Source organism: Streptomyces brevispora (assembly GCF_007829885.1).
GTDB lineage: Bacteria > Actinomycetota > Actinomycetes > Streptomycetales > Streptomycetaceae > Streptomyces > Streptomyces brevispora.
Genome location: NZ_VIWW01000001.1, coordinates 1,201,327 through 1,217,381, shown reverse-complemented (window position 1 = coordinate 1,217,381; position 16,055 = coordinate 1,201,327). Strand labels below are relative to the sequence as shown.

Below are 16,055 nucleotides of genomic sequence, written 5' to 3'. Positions count from 1 at the left end.
CGCCGGGGGCCCGGTCCCGGCGAGGGGCGGTGCGTCCGGACAGCGGTGCGGTCCGGGCCGAACGGCGCGTCCGGACGGCGGGTTCGTACCCCCGGGGGTGATTCCGGCATCGGGTTTCGGCGATTCCCCTGCGGTCGCGGCCGGAGTTAATGATCATGATCCTGGCCGCATATACGGAGTTTGCCCTGGGGGACCCATTCCTGTCGCATTCCTCATCCCGACGACGCCCGCACGACGCGAGCACGACAACCGCAGGATGCGCTGGACCGATGGACTTCCCCTCACATCACCAGTCAGGGGAGGGACAGATGACGCACTCATCGCACCAGCAGGAGCAGGAGCAGGAGCAGGAGCTGCGCGACGCCGCCCGGCACACGGGACGCCGTCGTTTTCTCACCGTCACCGGTGCCGCCGCCGCGCTCGCCTTCTCGGTCGGCCTGCCGGCCGCGGGATCGGCGAGCGCCCGCGAGCTGGACGCCCGGCAGATCGGCGAGGACCCGTTCACCCTCGGCGTCGCCTCCGGCGACCCGCTGCCCGACTCCGTCCTCCTGTGGACACGGCTCGCGCCCCGCCCGTACGAGCCCGGCAGCGGACTGCCCGCTGCCCGCGTCGAGGTGCGCTGGGAGCTGGCCCGCGACGAGCGCTTCACCCGTGTCCTGCGGCGCGGATCCGCCACCGCCCACCCGGAGTTCCACCACAGCGTCCACGTGGAGGTCAGGGGCCTCGACGCCGGCCGCGTTCTCTACTACCGCTTCCGCGTGGGCAAGTGGACCAGCCCGGTGGGCCGGACCCGCACCGCACCCGCCCACAACGCCCGCAACAGCGAACTGCGCCTGGCCGCCGTGTCCTGCCAGGCCTACCACGACGGCTACTTCACCGCCTACAAGCACCTCGCCCAGGAGGACGTCGATGTCGTCTTCCACCTCGGCGACTACATCTACGAGTACGCCGTGACCGCGACCGGCGGGGCCCGCAACTACACCGACCGCACCCTGCCCGCCCTCTTCAACCGGGAGACGACCACGCTGGAGGACTACCGGCTGCGGTACGCCCTCTACAAGTCCGACCCCGATCTGCGCGCCGTCCATGCCGCGCACCCCTTCGTCGTCACCTGGGACGACCACGAGACCGAGAACAACTACGCCGGGGACATCCCCGAGAACGACGTGCCGCCGGAGGAGTTCCTGATCCGCCGGGCCGCCGCCTACCGCGCGTACTGGGAGAACCAGCCGCTGCGCGCCCCGCAGCGGCCGACCGGCCCGGACATGAGGCTCTACCGGCGCCTGCGGTTCGGCAGGCTCGCCCAGTTCGACATCCTTGACACCCGCCAGTACCGCAGCGACCAGGCGTACGGCGACGGCTGGCAGACCCCCGGACCCGAGTCCGAGGACCCCTCGCGCACCCTGACCGGCGCCGCCCAGGAGCGCTGGCTGATCGACGGCTGGCGCCACTCCCGGGCCACCTGGAACGTCGTGCCGCAGCAGGTCGCCTTCGCCCAGCGGCGCGATGTGCCGACCGACGCCTACAAGCTCTCGATGGACTCCTGGGACGGCTACCCGGCGTCCCGGGACCGGATCCTGAAGGGTGCCGAGGCCGTCGGGGTGGACAACCTGATGGTGCTGACCGGCGACGTGCACGTCGGCTACGCCTTCGACCTGAAGCGGGACTTCGACGACCCCTCGTCCCGGACCGTCGGCACCGAGATCGTCACCACGTCCATCACCAGCGGCAAGGACGGCTCGGAGAAGCCGGCCAACTGGAACAACCTGATGCGGGCCAACCCGCACCTCAAGTTCTACAACGGGCGCCGCGGGTACGCCGTCATCACGCTCCAGGAACGGCAGGCGCGGGCCGACTACCGCACCGTGGCCGCCGTCACCAAGCCCGGTTCCCCCGTGACGACGGCCGCCTCCCTCGTCACGGAGGTGGGGAACCAGGGCCTCACTCCGGCCTAGGAGACGTCCACCGGGTAGCGGACGCCGATGCGCTCACGCACCGCGTCGAGCGTCCGCATCACCGCGAGCGAACCGTCCAGCGGCACCAACGGGGACTCCGTCTCGCCCGCCCGGACCGCCCGCATCACCTCGGCCGCCTCGAACTGCATCCCCGACAGGCCCTGCGGCCCCGGCCCGGAGGTGATCTCCTCGGGCTCGGCGCCCGCCCGGTGCAGCACGAAGCGCCGTGGGCAGAAGAAGCTGTCCGGGAAGTCGATCCGCCCGGCCGTCCCGATGACCGTGGCCGCCGTCGGGTGGTGCCCGACGATCGAGCAGGAGAGCAGGGCGGTGGCACCCGAGTCCCAGCCCAGCAGCATGCCGGTGTTCAGATCGACGCCCTCCGGGGACAGCAGCGCGTCCGCCTGCACCCGGTCCGGCTCACCCAGCAACAGCTGCGCGAACGACACCGGATAGACCCCGAGGTCCAGCAGCGCACCGCCGCCCAGCGCGGGATCGCGCAGCCGGTGCTCGGCACCGAAGTCACCGGCGAAGCCGAAGTCGGCCTGCACGGTGCGGATCTCGCCGATCGCCCCGTCCCGCACCAGCTCGGTCATCCGCCGGATGACCGGGTTGCAGTACGTCCACATCGCTTCCATCAGGAAGAGACCGCGGTCCCGGGCGAGCTCCACCAACTCCCGCGCCTCGCGCTCGTTGAGCGTGAACGCCTTCTCGCACAGCACGTGCTTCCCGGCCTCCAGGGCGAGCGCGGCCGCCTCCCGGTGCGCCGAGTGCGGCGTGGCCACGTACACCACGTCGACCTCGTCGTCGGCGACGAGTTCGGCCCAGCTGCCGTACGCCCTGGGTATCCCGAACCGCTCGGCGAACGCCTTCGCCGAGGTGTCCGTGCGGGAGGCGACGGCCACCACCTCCGCATCGGGCATCGCCAGCAGATCAGCGGTGAACGTCGCCGCGATGCCACCGGTCGCCAGTACGCCCCAACGGACAGTCCTGCTCATGCACGCTCCCAAAAAGGTATCGACCATTCCGGCTGAGCTGAGAGCATAGGGGTGGATTCAACAACAATGGAGATGAGAATGCCGGAGAGCGGCGTCAGCCGGGCCCAGCAAGCACACATATCCGAAACCAGCGCCGAGGCCGGGCTCACCGGACTTTCCGGCGGGCCCGTCACATTTCCATCAGGCCCGGCAGCCACCGCCGCGGCCCGGCGCACCGGACTCCTCGTCACCCTGGTCCTCGGCGGTCTGACCGCGCTGCCGCCGCTGTCCATGGACATGTACCTCCCGGCACTGCCCGCCGTCACCGACGCGCTGCACGCACCCGCCTCGACCGTCCAGCTCACCCTCACCGCCTGCCTCACCGGCATGGCGCTCGGCCAGGTCGTCGTCGGACCGATGAGCGACCGCTGGGGCAGGCGCCGCCCGCTGCTCATCGGCATGATCATCTACGTGTTCGCCACCGCGATCTGCGTTTTCGCCCCGACCGTCGAACTCCTCATCGGCTTCCGGCTGCTCCAGGGCCTCGCGGGCGCGGCGGGCATCGTCATCGCGCGGGCGGTGGTGCGTGACATGTACGACGGCGTGGAGATGGCGAGGTTCTTCTCCACCTTGATGCTGATCTCCGGCGTCGCCCCGGTCATCGCCCCGGTGATCGGCGGACAGGTCCTGCGGATCACCGACTGGCGGGGCATCTTCGCCGTCCTCACCGTGGTCGGCATCCTCCTCACCCTGGTCGTCTGGAAGTGGCTGCACGAGACCCTGCCGCCCGCCGAACGCCACACCGGCGGCATCGGCGACGCGCTGCGCACCATGCGCGGGCTGCTCGCCGACCGGGTCTTCACCGGCTACATGATCGCGGGCAGCCTCGCCTTCGCCGCCCTCTTCGCGTACGTGAGCGCCTCGCCGTTCGTCATCCAGGAGATCTACGGCGCCTCACCGCAGACCTTCAGCATGCTGTTCGGCATCAACTCGATCGGCCTGATCGCCGTGGGCCAGATCAACGGCAAACTCCTCGTCGGGCGCATCAGCCTCGACAAGGCGCTCGGCTTCGGGCTCGCCGTCATCGTGCTGGCCGCGACGGCGCTGCTGCTGATGACGTCCGGGGTCTTCGGCGACGTCGGACTCGTACCGGTGGCCTCCGGACTCTTCGTCCTGATGTCCGCGATGGGGCTGGCCATGCCGAACACCAACGCGCAGGCCCTGATGCGCACCAAGCACGCCGCCGGGTCCGCCTCCGCGCTGCTCGGTACGTCGTCGTTCCTGATCGGTGCCATCGCCTCGCCGCTCGTCGGGATCGCGGGGGAGGCGACGGCCGTACCGATGGCCGTCGTGCAGCTCGTGTGCGCGGTGGGCGCGATGGTGTGCTTCCTGGCGCTGTGCCGGCCCTGGCGGCAGGTGGCCGCGCGGCCGTGACGGACCGGACCTCACGGACCCGGCCCGGCAGCCCGGTGGGGTCGCTGGGCTGCCGGGCCGCCGGAAGTCACTCCGCCCGCGGATAGCCGATCAGGTGGAGCCGGTCCTTGCCGTCCGTCCAGCGGAACAGGCCGACCCCCTCCGCCCCGTCCGCGCTCGGCACCCGCACGTTCGAGGGCAGTGTGTCCGTCGTCCCGGCGGTCACCTCGGCCTTGACCGGGAAGCCGTCACCGGCCAGCACGTCCGCCGCGTTGCGCACGCTCGTCGCCCCGTACGCCGTGCCGTCGTCGGTCACGGACGCCAGTGTCAGCGACTTCGCGCCCGAGGCGTCCTCGAAGCAGTGGCCCTTCCTGGCACTCAGGTCGAACGCGAGGTTCCCGGCCACCAGATAGCCGCCCGAGGCGGAGACGACGGCCTGCGGGTACTGGCCCGGCTCGATCGCCGGCTTGTGGCAAGCCACCGAGGCCAGCGGCTTGCCCGTCTCCGCGTCGTGCACCGTCCACAGATCGTGGATCGCGGCCCCCTTCACCTTCTCGGCGAGCTTCCACTTCGCCAGCACCAGTCCGGGGGCCACGGATGTCGGGATGCCGCTCCGCGGGTCGGCGTCCCGGGGCGCGACGTTCCGGCTGAACCAGCCGCCCTGCACCCAGAACTCCCGCGCACCGCTCACCAGCAGGCCCTTCGAGGTCAGCCCGCGTACCTCGGTGAGCTGCCTGCAGGACGCACAGCCCTTCGGGTACTTCAGCGACGTGGCGGGGACCTTGGTGATCCTGCCGGTCTCCGGGGCCACCACCACGCTGTTGGTCCGGCCGTCGCTGATCAGGATGCCCGGACCGGTGGTGGTGACGGTCGGCACCGAACCCCACGGCACATCGACGCGCCGCCGGGTGCCGTTCTCCACGCCGTACACATCGAGGGAGACGATCGTGTCGGCCGGGGTCAGCGCGTTCTCGCCGATCTTCCCGTACGACCAGGTCACGAAGTACTCGTGGTCGTCCGTGGCGAGCGTGAGCAGTTTCGGGAAGTGCTTCACGGCCGGCGGCCGCCACTTCTCGCCGCTCCAGCCGGCCCGACCGGTCTCCGAGTCGATGGTCCGCAGCCGGTACTGGTCCCCGGTGGCCCGCACCAGGAACGCCAGCCGCCCCGTCGTCCGGGAGACCGCGTAGTCGGGCGAGGTACCGATGAGCTCCCAGCCGCGCTGTGTCGTGTACGCGGGCGGGACGGGCAGCTGCGTCGCCGGACCGGTGCTCTTCTTCACCGGCTTCTTCGCCCCGCCGTCGTCCCTGCCGCCACCGCCACCGCAGGTGGCCAGCAGAAACAGCAGAGCGAGCACCAGCACTCCGGCGACCAGAGCCAGGCGCACGATCTTCTGTCTCATGGTCCCCCCGATGAGCGATTCCCGACGTCGCGCCGGTCAGCGTAGCAACTGACCTGTGACTGTTCGCAGTTCGCTTCCGTACGCGTTCCGTCCCGATTCCCCGCGGAGTACGGGCCCGCTGGGCCCGGCCGGGTCCGCCTACAATTCGTCGGTGAACGTCACCCTCCCCACCGCGGACGCCCTGCGCGCGGCACTGGCCCGACTCCTCGACGGGCTTCCGCCCAAACAGGCCGCCCAGGCCGTCGACCGGCTCATCGCCAGCTACCGGGGGACCACTCCCACCGACGCCCCGCTGCTCCGCGACCGCTCGGACGTCGCCGCGTACGCCGCGTACCGGATGCCCGCGACCTTCGAAGCGGTACGGTCCGCCCTGAACGCCCTGCGCGCGGCCGCACCGGACTGGGTGCCCGCCACCCACACCGACGTCGGCGGCGGCACCGGAGCGGCGAGCTGGGCGGTCGCCGGGGCCTGGGAGGGGCCGCGGACCACCGTCCTGGACTGGGCCGAACCCGCGCTTGCCCTGGGCCGCGAACTGGCCGTCGCCTCCGGCATCCCGGCGCTGGACTCCGTCGAGTGGCAGCGGGCCCGGATCGGCAAGGACCTCGAACTCGCCCCCACGGACCTGGTGACCGTCTCCTACGTACTCAACGAGCTGACGCCGCAGGCCCGCACCGCCCTCGTCGACACCGCGGCCCGCGCGGCGCAGGCCGTGGTGATCGTCGAGCCCGGCACCCCCGACGGCTACGCCCGCGTCATCGAGGCCCGGGACCGCCTGACCGCCGCCGGGTTCACCGTCGCCGCACCCTGCCCGCACAGCGACGCCTGCCCCATCGAGCCGGGCACGGACTGGTGCCACTTCTCGGCCCGGGTGAGCCGATCCTCGCTGCACCGGAAGGTGAAGGGCGGCTCACTGCCGTACGAGGACGAGAAGTTCAGCTACGTCGCGGCCACCCGCTTCACTCCGCGGCCCGTGGACGCCCGGGTCACCCGCAGGCCGCAGATCCGCAAGGGCCAGGTGCTGCTGGAGCTGTGCACCCGGGACGAGGCCCTCCAGCGGGCCACGGTCACCAAGCGGCACGGCGAGCTGTACCGGGCCGCCCGGGACACCGACTGGGGCGACGCCTGGCCGCCCCCTCCGCAGGACGCCGGCTAGCCGCGCAGCTCCTGGGTGCAGCACTTCACGCTGCCGCCGCCCTTGAGCAGCTCGCTCAGGTCCATCGGCACCGGCTCGAAGCCGCGCGCCCGCAGCGGGTCGAACAGGCCCGTGGCGGCCTGCGGCAGCAGCACATGGCGCCCGTCGCTCACCGCGTTCAGCCCGAGCGCGGCGGCGTCCGCCTCCTTCGCGATCAGCGCGTCGGGAAAGAGCCGGGCCAGCACCGCACGGCTGCCCGGCGAGAAGGCGGCCGGGTAGTACATGATCTCGTCGGCCGCGTCGTCGAGCACGCTCAGTGCCGTATCCAGGTGGTAGTAGCGCGGATCGACCAGGTCGAGGCCGATCACCGGCCGCCCGAAGAACTCCTGGGCCTCGTCGTGCGAGAGCGGACTCGACCGGAAGCCGCGCCCGGCCAGCAGGTACGAGGAGGTCACCGCGAAGTCGCCCTCGCCCTCGTTGACATGGGCCGGCTCATGGATCTCGGTGAAGCCGTGGTCGCGGAACCAGTCGCGGTGGGCGGCCGCCTCGGCGAACCGTTCCCGGTACGCGAACCGGGAGCCGAGCACCCGGCCGTCGACGACGGTGGCCCCGTTGGCGGCGAAGACCATGTCGGGCAGTTCGGGGCGGGGATCGAGCAGATCGACGGTGTGGCCCAGCGCACGGTAGCGGTCGCGCAGGTCCTCCCACTGGGTCTGCGCCAGCGGGAGATCCACCGGCTTGGTGGGGTCCATCCACGGGTTGATGGAATACGTCACCCTGAAGTGGGCCGGGGCACACATCAGGTAGCGGCGGGGTGTGGCTTCACGAGGCAACGAGGGCTCCTCACGAATCGTCGCGGCGGCATTGGTGACCGCTGCGGCCGGTGCGTCGCACGGGTGTGTGCGTGAGCCCATGGTGCGCCGTCCGGGGCTCGCCGCACAGTGATCCGATCGGGTGGTTCCCGAGGAGCACCGGGACGATACGTATCGGCTCGTACCGTTGTTAGATTGGCCGCCATGGCAGAGAACCGGCCCCCCGACCCCAGCCGCCGCAGCGAGCGCTCCCGCCGCGCGATCCACGACGCCGCGCTCGGCCTGGTCGGCGAGGTCGGGTACGGGCGGACGACCGTCGAGGCCATCGCCGCCCGCGCGGGCGTCGGCAAGCAGACGATCTACCGCTGGTGGCCCTCCAAGGCGGCCGTGCTCCTCGACGCGTTCATCGACCTCGGGAACCGGGCCGCGCGGGAAGCGGGGGAGCAGGCCGCCGGATTCCCGGACACCGGGGACCTCGCGGCCGACCTCAAGCTCGTCCTGCGGGCCACCGTGGACGAGCTGAACGACCCGGCCTTCGAGGCGCCGACGCGGGCCCTGGCCGCCGCGGGCATCGTCGATCCGCAACTGGGCGCCGAATTCGTCCAGAAACTGCTGGACCCCGGACTCCAGCTCTACGCCACCCGGCTGCGGGCCGCACAGGAGGCGGGGCGGGTACGGGCCGGCGTCGACCCACGGATCGCCCTGGAGCTCCTTGTCGGCCCGCTCACCCACCGCTGGCTGCTGCGGACCCTGCCGCTCACCCACACGTACGCGGACGCCGTCGTCGACTACGCCCTGCACGGGATCGCGAACCCCTGATTCGCATCCGTCATTTCATGACAAAAGGTGTGATAGTGCTCACCACGTACCGTGGATTCGCGCACCCTGCTTCGGAACTCTGGCCACCCGAGGCGCAGGATGGTGGGACCATGGACAGGGGCAACGCTGAGGTAAGGGGATAGATGGGCGCCGATTTCGGCCGTGGTCGCGGCTCAGAGAGCAAGTTTTCCCACTGGCTGCGCCGACGATCCAAACCGCAGCAGGGCGAGGTCGACGACACCGCACGGGAGGCACTGCTCCTGGCTGTCGCCGAGGCCGGAATGCCGATCGCGCCCGCCGCCCATCCGATCGGCTACCGATGTTCGTGCGAACGCATGGGCTGTCCGACCCCCGCCAGGCATCCGATCTCGTTCGCCTGGCAGACGCAGTCCACCACCGACCGGGCCCAGATCGAACGCTGGGTCCGCAGTCAGCCGCAGGCCAACTTCATCACGGCGACCGGCATGATCCACGACGTTCTCGACGTCCCGCTGTCGGCGGGCACGCAGGCGCTGGAACGGCTGCTCGCCGCCGGTATCGAGGTGGGCCCGGTGGCCCGGTCCGGCGACGACCGGATGCTGTTCTTCACCGCGACGCGGGGTACGCCGGAGGACGAGGACGAGTGGTGGCCGTGCGAGCTGGACTGCCACCCCGAGACGATGGACGCGCACCCCGGGCTGCGGTGGCACTGCCGCGGCAGCTATGTGCTGCTGCCGCCGGCGCGGCTTCCGGGTGAGCTGGATGTGCGGTGGGTGCGGGGGCCGGAGAATCCGCTTCCGGATCCGCTCACGCTGCTGGAGACGTTGACGGACGCGTGTGCGCGGTTCGTGGGCTCCGCGGAGCAGAGTGATGTCGACCACGAGTCGGTGGCCTGGCCGCTGAGCCGGTAGGCGGTGGCCGGGCGGGTGCCGGATGCCGGGCGCCGGTGCGGGGGCCGTCCGGCGGCCGGTTCGTCCTCAATCGCCGGACGGGCTTGAAGATGCCCTCAGTCGCCGCGGGCGGGCTGGGTGTGCCGGGCTGGGGTGGGAGGTGCCCTCATTCGCCGGGCGGCTGGATGTGCGGGGTCAGGAGCCCTGTGCCGAGGTCAGGCCCGGCAGGCGGTTCAGTACGGTCACCTTGCCCGTTCCGGCGCCCCTCTTCGGAACGTACACCAGCTGGCTGGAGACCCGCTCCTTCGTGAGGGTGCTCTGCACCTCGCCGGACAGCAGCGCCTGGACATCCGGGGTGACCTCCGGACGCAGCCCCTTCGCCGCGGTCTGCCGTTCGAAGTGCTTGCTGCTGAAGAAGACCAGCGCCCCGCCGTCTTTTGTCTTCAGGCCGAGCGGCCCGAACGCGCCGCCGGTCAGCGGCTGGTCGATGTACTGGTACGAGAACCCCGCCCGCCGGGTGTTCTGGCGCGTGGTGCGCCAGAGCGAGGTGGCCGCCCCGGGGGCGAACACATCGGGCGTGCCCTTCTGCAGGTAGCCCGTGTACTGCTTGCTCAACTCCTGCGGGGCCACCGCCAGTCCGGCGCTGTCCTCCGGCACCGGCTCGGCCCGGCCGTCGGCGTCCTTCGCGAAGCCCGGCAGCTGCGACGGGGCGACGACCGACAGATAGACGGCCTTCCACCCGGCGCCGGGACCGGACTTGACGAAGACGAGCAGCCAGCGGGTGTCCTGCTTGCCGCTGTCCTGATCCCGGTTGGAGTCGGTGTCCGCGAGGAACCACCGCGGCCAGCCAGCCTTCTTGGGGATGACGTAGGTGGCGTCGGTCAGTTCCAGCGTCCGGTGGTCCGCGTTGCCGTTCGGGTTGTTCTTCTGCCGGGCCTTCAGACCCGCCTGGTTGATCGCACCGAGCGATCCGCCGACCTCGTCCGCGTCCAGCGCCGGATCGTAGGCCTTGTCCGCCGCGTTGTACGCGGCGGTGAAGTCCTTCAGGGCCTGAGCGGCCTCAGACCTCGTCGCCGCCGGCACGACTTCCAGCTCGCCGTGCACCGTCACGCACCCGCTCGCCGTCATGCTCAGCACCGTCGCCGTCGCGAGCCCCGACACCAGCCGAACCGGCCTCAGACTTCTCATCCGTTGCTTTCTGCGCCTTCTGATCCGTCGCCCCCACTGACCGTGCGAACCCTACCGGGGCGAGGAACAGTGCGAGCGTGGGGATCAGATACAGCGCCCACACCGTGATCTGAAGAACGGTCGGATCGGGCTGGAAGTTGAAGGTGCCCTTCAGCAGCGTGCCGTACCAGCTGTCCGGCGGGATCGTGGCGCTGATGTCGAAGGCCCGGTTCTGCAGACCGCCGAGGAACTCGGCCTCCTGGAGGTCGTGCACACCGTAGGCGAGCACCCCCGCCGCGACGACCACCAGCATGCCGCCGGTCCAGGTGAAGAACTTCGCCAGGTTGATCTTCAGCGCACCGCGGTAGAACAGCCAGCCCAGCACCACCGCGGCGGCGATGCCCAGCACCGCACCGATCATCGGATGCCAGCCGTCGTCCGCCGCGTGCACCGCACGCCACACGAACAGCGAGGTCTCCAGGCCCTCCCGGCCCACCGCGAGGAGCGCCGTGGCGACGAGCGCGCCGGTACCCATCGCGAGCGCCGCGTCGAGCTTGCCGTGCAAGTCCGTCTTCAGGTGCCGCGCGGTGCGCCGCATCCAGAAGACCATCCAGGTGACCAGACCGACCGAGAGGATCGACAGCGAACCGCCGAGGGCCTCCTGCGCCTTGAACGTCATCTCCTGGGAGCCGAATTCGAGCCCCGCGCCGAACGTCAGGCTGACGACGATCGCGATCCCGACGCCGACCCAGATGGGCAGCAGCCTGTTCCGGTTGCCCGTCTTCACCAGATAGGCGATGAGAATGCAGACGACCAGGCTGGCCTCAAGGCCCTCGCGCAGGCCGATGAGGAAGTTACTGAACACGATTCGGATCCCTTTCCGCTTCGGGGCATTTGCTTCGAGGCACTCGAGAGGGCCTAGGTGAACAGCGCCCGGCCCCACCAGTCGTCCTTGTCGCGGACGCCCGGCGGGACGGCGAAGTGCGCCGAACCCACGTGCTGGATGTACGCGTTGAGTGCGTCGTGTGCCGCCAGCCGCCGCTGGAGCGGCACGAACGCCTTGCGGGTGTCGCGCTGGTACGCGAGGAAGAACAGTCCGGCGTCGAGGCGGCCCAGGCCGTCCGTGCCGTCGGTGAAGGAGTAGCCGCGCCGCAGGATCGTCGCCCCGTCGTTGGTGTCCGGGTGCGCGAGCCGCACATGGGCGGTCGGCAGCATCGCCTTCAGGAACGGTTCGTCGCGCTCCTTGGCCTTTCCGACCGGGGCGCCCTCGCCCTTGTCGCGGCCGAAGACGTCCTCCTGCTCCTGGAGCGGGGCGCGGTCCCAGGTCTCGATGTGCATCCGGATGCGCCGGGCCACCAGGTAGGAGCCCCCGGTCATCCAGCCCGCCCGGTCCTTCCCGCCGACCCAGACGTGCTCGTCCAGGGCCGCCGTATCGGTGCCGGCGATGTTCCGGGTGCCGTCCTTGAAGCCCATCATGTTGCGGGGGGTCTGTGCGTCGGGTGTCGTCGAGGACGTCTTGCCGAAGCCCAGCTGCGACCAGCGGATGGCGGTGCGGCCCATGCCGATCCTGGCCAGGTTGCGGATGGCGTGCACCGCCACCTGCGGGTCGTCCGCGCAGGCCTGGACGCACAGGTCGCCGCCGCTGCGGGCCGCGTCGAGGTTGTCGCCGGGGAACTTGGGCAGGTCGACGAGCGCGTCGGGCCGCCTGTCCGCCAGGCCGAACCGGCCCTTGGCGAACAGCGAGGGGCCGAAGCCGATCGTCAGCGTCAGCCGGGACGGCTTGAGCCCCAGCGCCTCGCCCGTGTCGTCCGGCGGGGCCTCGGGCAGGCCGCCGTACGCCCCGTCGCCGACCGCGTGACCGGCCGTCATGCGCTCGGCGGCCCGGGTCCACTCCTTGAGCAGCGCGACGAGTTCGGCCCGGTCCTTCGTCGTCACGTCGAACGCGGCGAAGTGCAGCCGGTCCTGGACGGCGGTGGCGATTCCGGCCTGGTGCGCACCGTGGAACGGCACCGCCGCGCCACTGTCCGCGGCCGGGACCCGCGTGTCGTCGGAGCGGACCGCGGCGACGGCACTGCCGGCCGCCACCGCACCGAGTGCGAGTCCGGCGCCGCCCCAGCCGAGCAGCGCCCGCCTGGAGGGGGCGCGGCCGGGGCCCTGCGACGACGGGGCCCCGGAATCCGGCACCCCAGCATCCGCGCCCTCGGTGTTGCCGTCGGCGGCGGCCGTGTTCTGCGTCTTCTCGGACATGCCCGGAGCCTCTCTCCGACTCGTTACTTGGTCACCGCGGCGGCGAGCCTGGAGAGCGGCTCGGCCAGTGCGTTGACCGCGTCCGACAGTTCCTTGCGGTCCGCCTTGCCGACCTTCTCGTACGAGGTGAACTCGTAGGAGGTCTTGTCCTTGCGGTACTTGTCCAGCAGCTTGTTCAGCTCCGCGAACCGCTTGTCCAGGGTGGCGGCCAGTGCGGCGTCGTTCTTCGACGCGATCGGCTTCAGCAGCTCGTAGGACTTCTCCGCGCCCTCGACGTTGCCCTTGAAGTCGATCAGGTCCGTGTGGCTGTAACGCTCCTCCTCGCCGGTGACCTTGCCGGTCGCGACCTCGTCGAGGAGTTCCTTGGCGCCGTTGGCCATCGAGGTCGGGGTGATCTCCGCCGTGCCGACCCGCTTCTGCCAGTCGAGCAGGTCCTTGTAGAGGGTCGGCGCGAGGGCCTTCTCCTCGGCACCCAGCTTCTTGTCCTGCCACAGCGCCTTCTCCAGGCGGTGCCAGCCGGTCCACTTCTGACCGTCCTCCAGGCCGTCCTCGCGGACGTCGACCTTCGGGTCGATGTCACCGAAGGACTCGGCGACGGGCTCGGTGCGCTCCCAGCCGAGCCGCGAGTCGGCGTAGACCTTCTTGGCGGCCTCGATGTCACCGGCGGCGACGGCGTCCGTGAAGAGCTTGGCCTTCGGCAGCGTCTCGTCGGCCTGGTCCTGGACGTAGGTCCGGTAGGCGGCGACGGCCTTGTCCATCTCGGGGCTGCGCTTGGCCGCGGTGCCTCCGCTGACCTCGAGCTTCTGCCGGATGCCGTGGCCCTTCATGCCGGGCTTGCAGGCGATCTCGTACGAACCGGCCTTGATCTCCGCCGTGATGGTGGCCTTGGTGCCGGGGCCGATGTTCTCGCGCTCGGCGACGATGCGGTCGTCCGGGAACAGTACGTAGACCTCGGTGACCTTGGAACCCTTGTTCTGCACGGCCAGTTCGACGTGCCCGGCCGGCAGCTTCGTCTTCGACAGCTCGCAGGAGTCGTCCTTCGCGATGACCTGGACGGCTCCTTCACCCTTGCCGTCGCTCTTCTCGGCGCAGCCCGTGACGGCGGTCAGAGCGGCCACGGTGGCGGCAGCGGTGACGACGGAGAAACGAACGGCTCGCATACGGGCTCCACATGAGGATGAAGGAGAAGAGGGGAAAGGCCGGACAAAGGCAGGTGAGGCGGACCTAACTTAACCGAGCCTTACCTGACCGATACCCACTCGTGCAGTGATTCAGCTCTCACTGCACGAGTCCGGGAACGGAGTGATCACGATCGACCCATGAGCGAGCCAGTCAATGGCAAAGAAGTCGTCAAGCGGTCCGTTCCGGTACGACGAGCGGCACCCCGGTCCGCGGATGCGGGAACACCTCGACCGGCTGCCGGTAGACCTCACCGAGCAACACACTCGTGAACACCTCCGCGGGCGGGCCCGCCACCGCGATCCGCCCGCCGTGCAGCACGGCGGCCCGGTCCGCGTACGCGGCCGCCAGCCCCAGATCGTGCAGCACGACGACGACCGCGTCCCCGGCGGCGGCCCGCTCCCGGCAGATCCGCAGCACCAGTTCCTGATGGCGCAGGTCGAGCGCGGCGGTCGGCTCGTCGAGCAGCAGCAGCGGGGCGCGCTGCGCCAGCACCCGGGCCAGCGCGACCCGGGCCCGTTCGCCGCCGGACAGCGCGGAGAACGGGCGCGCGGCGAACTCGGTGACCTCGGTCGCCGCCATCGCCGCGCGGACCGCCGGATCGTCCTCCTCCTCGCGTTCCGTACCGGCCCAGGGCGCACGCCCCATCCGTACGACGTCCTCCACCGGGAACGGGAAGGAGAGCGCCGCGGACTGCGGCAGCACGGCCCGGCGCAGGGCGAGTTCGGGCGCGGACCAGTCGGTGACCGGCCGCCCGTCGATGCGTACCGCACCGCTCTCGGCGGGCAGATCGGCGGCCAGCGCGGCCAGCAGCGTCGACTTCCCGGCCCCGTTCGGGCCGACGAGTGCCAGCACCTCGCCCGCGTGCACCGTCATCTCGATGGAGTCGAGCACCTGGCGCCCGCCCAGCCGTACCCGAAGCCCGAGCACCTCGGCGACCGGGGCACCGGAGGCGACCGGTGCCGGAAGCGGCCGGTCGCGTACCGCGAAGAGATTCCGCAGCGTCCTCATGCCCAACCACCTTGCTTGCGACGGGTCCTGCGCAGCAGCCAGAAGAAGAACGGGCTGCCGAAGAGTGCGGTCAGTACGCCGAGCGGCAGCTCGGCCGGATCGGCGACGGTACGGGCCGCGAGATCGCCCGCGACCAGCACCAGCGCACCGCCGAGCGCGCTGCCGGGGACGAGGAAGCGGTGCCCGGGACCGTTGGCCATCCGCAGCAGATGCGGCACCAGCAGCCCCACGAACGAGATGATCCCGGCGACCGCCACCGCGGCGGCGGTCAGCAGCGCCACGACGAGCACCAGCACGATGCGGAGCCGTTCCACATCGACGCCCAGGTGCCGGGCGGGCCGTTCGCCGAGCGCGAGCAGGTCCAGCTTCCGTGCGTAGGACGGCGCGAGGACGAGTCCGAGCACCGCGCACGGCAGCACGGCCAGCACCTTGGGCCAGGTGGCCTGGGCCAGCGAGCCGAGCTGCCAGAACGTGATCTGGGTGATCTGCGCGTTGTCGGCGAAGAAGATGAACAGCCCGATCAGCGCGCCCGCGAAGGCGTTGACGGCGATGCCGGTGAGGATCAGCGTCACCACCTCCGTCCGGCCGCCGGACCGCGACAGCGCGTAGACGAGCAGAACGGTCAGCAGTCCGGCGACGAACGCGCAGACGGTGATGGTCCAGTTGCCGAAGAAGCTCAGCCCGAGCGCGATCGAGGCGACCGCGCCGACCGCCGCGCCCGCCGAGATCCCGATGACGCCCGGCTCCGCGAGCGGATTGCCGAACACCCCCTGCATCAGGGCGCCCGCGCAGCCGAGGGACGCCCCGACCAGCAGCGCGAGGACGACCCTCGGCAGCCGTACGTTCCACAGGACGCTTTCGCCCACCCGGTCCAGGGCGTGTCCGCCGAGTCCGATCCGGTGCTGGAAGGAGGCGACCACGTCACCGAGCGGGATGCGGTACGCGCCGAGGCCGGCGGAGAGCAGACAGCAGATGACGAGGGCGGCGAGCAGCGCGGCGGTCAGGGTGACGGCGCCGGAGCGCCGGGCCGGGGGCGCGCTCGGCTTCGGGCTCTCCACCTCGGGCGGCCGGGTGAGTT

The 16,055-nt window shown here is 71.0% G+C and carries 14 protein-coding genes; 5 read left to right on the top strand and 9 right to left on the bottom strand.

Features of this window, described 5'->3' with window-relative positions; all coding sequences use genetic code 11:
• Positions 1 to 308: 308 nt before the first annotated feature.
• Positions 309 to 1,955: an alkaline phosphatase D family protein gene (locus tag FHX80_RS05660; RefSeq protein ID WP_145763191.1), complete on the top strand. Its 1,647-nt coding sequence runs from the start codon at positions 309 to 311 to the stop codon at positions 1,953 to 1,955.
• Here FHX80_RS05660 and FHX80_RS05655 read toward each other — a convergent pair.
• Positions 1,952 to 2,950 (bottom strand): Gfo/Idh/MocA family protein, encoded by a 999-nt coding sequence (locus tag FHX80_RS05655; protein WP_145763190.1) that lies wholly within the window; start codon positions 2,948 to 2,950, stop codon positions 1,952 to 1,954. The genes FHX80_RS05660 and FHX80_RS05655 overlap by 4 nt on opposite strands.
• Before the next feature lie 78 nt (positions 2,951 to 3,028).
• On the opposite strand from FHX80_RS05655, the gene FHX80_RS05650 reads away from it, so the two are divergent.
• The gene (locus FHX80_RS05650) at positions 3,029 to 4,363 is read left to right on the top strand and encodes a multidrug effflux MFS transporter (RefSeq protein ID WP_145763189.1); all 1,335 of its coding nucleotides are present in this window, start codon (positions 3,029 to 3,031) and stop codon (positions 4,361 to 4,363) included.
• Between the two features lie 67 nt (positions 4,364 to 4,430).
• Here FHX80_RS05650 and FHX80_RS05645 read toward each other — a convergent pair whose 3' ends face one another.
• Positions 4,431 to 5,741 (bottom strand): hypothetical protein, encoded by a 1,311-nt coding sequence (locus FHX80_RS05645; RefSeq protein ID WP_145763188.1) that lies wholly within the window; start codon positions 5,739 to 5,741, stop codon positions 4,431 to 4,433.
• Between the two features lie 151 nt (positions 5,742 to 5,892).
• Between FHX80_RS05645 and FHX80_RS05640 the strand changes: the two genes are divergently transcribed.
• Positions 5,893 to 6,894, top strand: a complete 1,002-nt coding sequence (locus tag FHX80_RS05640; RefSeq protein WP_145763187.1) for a small ribosomal subunit Rsm22 family protein — start codon at positions 5,893 to 5,895, stop codon at positions 6,892 to 6,894.
• Here FHX80_RS05640 and ddaH read toward each other — a convergent pair.
• Complete coding sequence (gene ddaH, locus FHX80_RS05635; RefSeq protein WP_341874006.1) at positions 6,891 to 7,787, bottom strand: dimethylargininase; 897 nt, start codon at positions 7,785 to 7,787, stop codon at positions 6,891 to 6,893. The two genes, FHX80_RS05640 and ddaH, sit on opposite strands and share 4 nt — an antisense overlap.
• Positions 7,788 to 7,889: 102 nt before the next feature.
• On the opposite strand from ddaH, the gene FHX80_RS05630 reads away from it, so the two are divergent.
• Complete coding sequence (locus FHX80_RS05630) at positions 7,890 to 8,504, top strand: TetR/AcrR family transcriptional regulator (protein WP_145763186.1); 615 nt, start codon at positions 7,890 to 7,892, stop codon at positions 8,502 to 8,504.
• A 143-nt stretch (positions 8,505 to 8,647) separates the two neighbouring features.
• The gene (locus FHX80_RS05625; RefSeq protein WP_145763185.1) at positions 8,648 to 9,394 is read left to right on the top strand and encodes a bifunctional DNA primase/polymerase; all 747 of its coding nucleotides are present in this window, start codon (positions 8,648 to 8,650) and stop codon (positions 9,392 to 9,394) included.
• 174 nt (positions 9,395 to 9,568) lie between these two features.
• On the opposite strand, the gene FHX80_RS05620 is transcribed toward FHX80_RS05625, so the two are convergent.
• The 6 genes from FHX80_RS05620 to FHX80_RS05595 all read right to left on the bottom strand — a co-directional run bounded on the left by FHX80_RS05620 (position 9,569) and on the right by FHX80_RS05595 (position 16,035).
• Positions 9,569 to 10,501, bottom strand: coding sequence for an SCO2278 family lipoprotein (locus FHX80_RS05620; RefSeq protein ID WP_145763184.1), 933 nt, complete (start codon positions 10,499 to 10,501; stop codon positions 9,569 to 9,571).
• Positions 10,434 to 11,405 (bottom strand): iron uptake transporter permease EfeU, encoded by a 972-nt coding sequence (efeU, locus tag FHX80_RS05615; protein WP_145763183.1) that lies wholly within the window; start codon positions 11,403 to 11,405, stop codon positions 10,434 to 10,436. The genes FHX80_RS05620 and efeU overlap by 68 nt, the downstream gene beginning before the upstream one ends.
• Positions 11,406 to 11,458: 53 nt before the next feature.
• Positions 11,459 to 12,787 carry an iron uptake transporter deferrochelatase/peroxidase subunit gene (gene efeB / locus FHX80_RS05610; protein ID WP_244318137.1) on the bottom strand — a complete coding sequence of 443 codons (1,329 nt, stop codon included), beginning with the start codon at positions 12,785 to 12,787 and terminating at the stop codon, positions 11,459 to 11,461.
• A gap of 23 nt (positions 12,788 to 12,810) precedes the next feature.
• The gene (gene efeO / locus FHX80_RS05605) at positions 12,811 to 13,947 is read right to left on the bottom strand and encodes an iron uptake system protein EfeO (RefSeq protein ID WP_145763182.1); all 1,137 of its coding nucleotides are present in this window, start codon (positions 13,945 to 13,947) and stop codon (positions 12,811 to 12,813) included.
• A 190-nt stretch (positions 13,948 to 14,137) separates the two neighbouring features.
• A complete protein-coding gene (locus FHX80_RS05600; RefSeq protein ID WP_145763181.1) occupies positions 14,138 to 14,977 on the bottom strand; it encodes a heme ABC transporter ATP-binding protein in 840 nt (279 codons plus the stop codon).
• Positions 14,974 to 16,035, bottom strand: a complete 1,062-nt coding sequence (locus tag FHX80_RS05595) for a FecCD family ABC transporter permease (protein ID WP_145767092.1) — start codon at positions 16,033 to 16,035, stop codon at positions 14,974 to 14,976. The genes FHX80_RS05600 and FHX80_RS05595 overlap by 4 nt, the downstream gene beginning before the upstream one ends.
• Between the last annotated feature and the right edge of the window lie 20 nt (positions 16,036 to 16,055).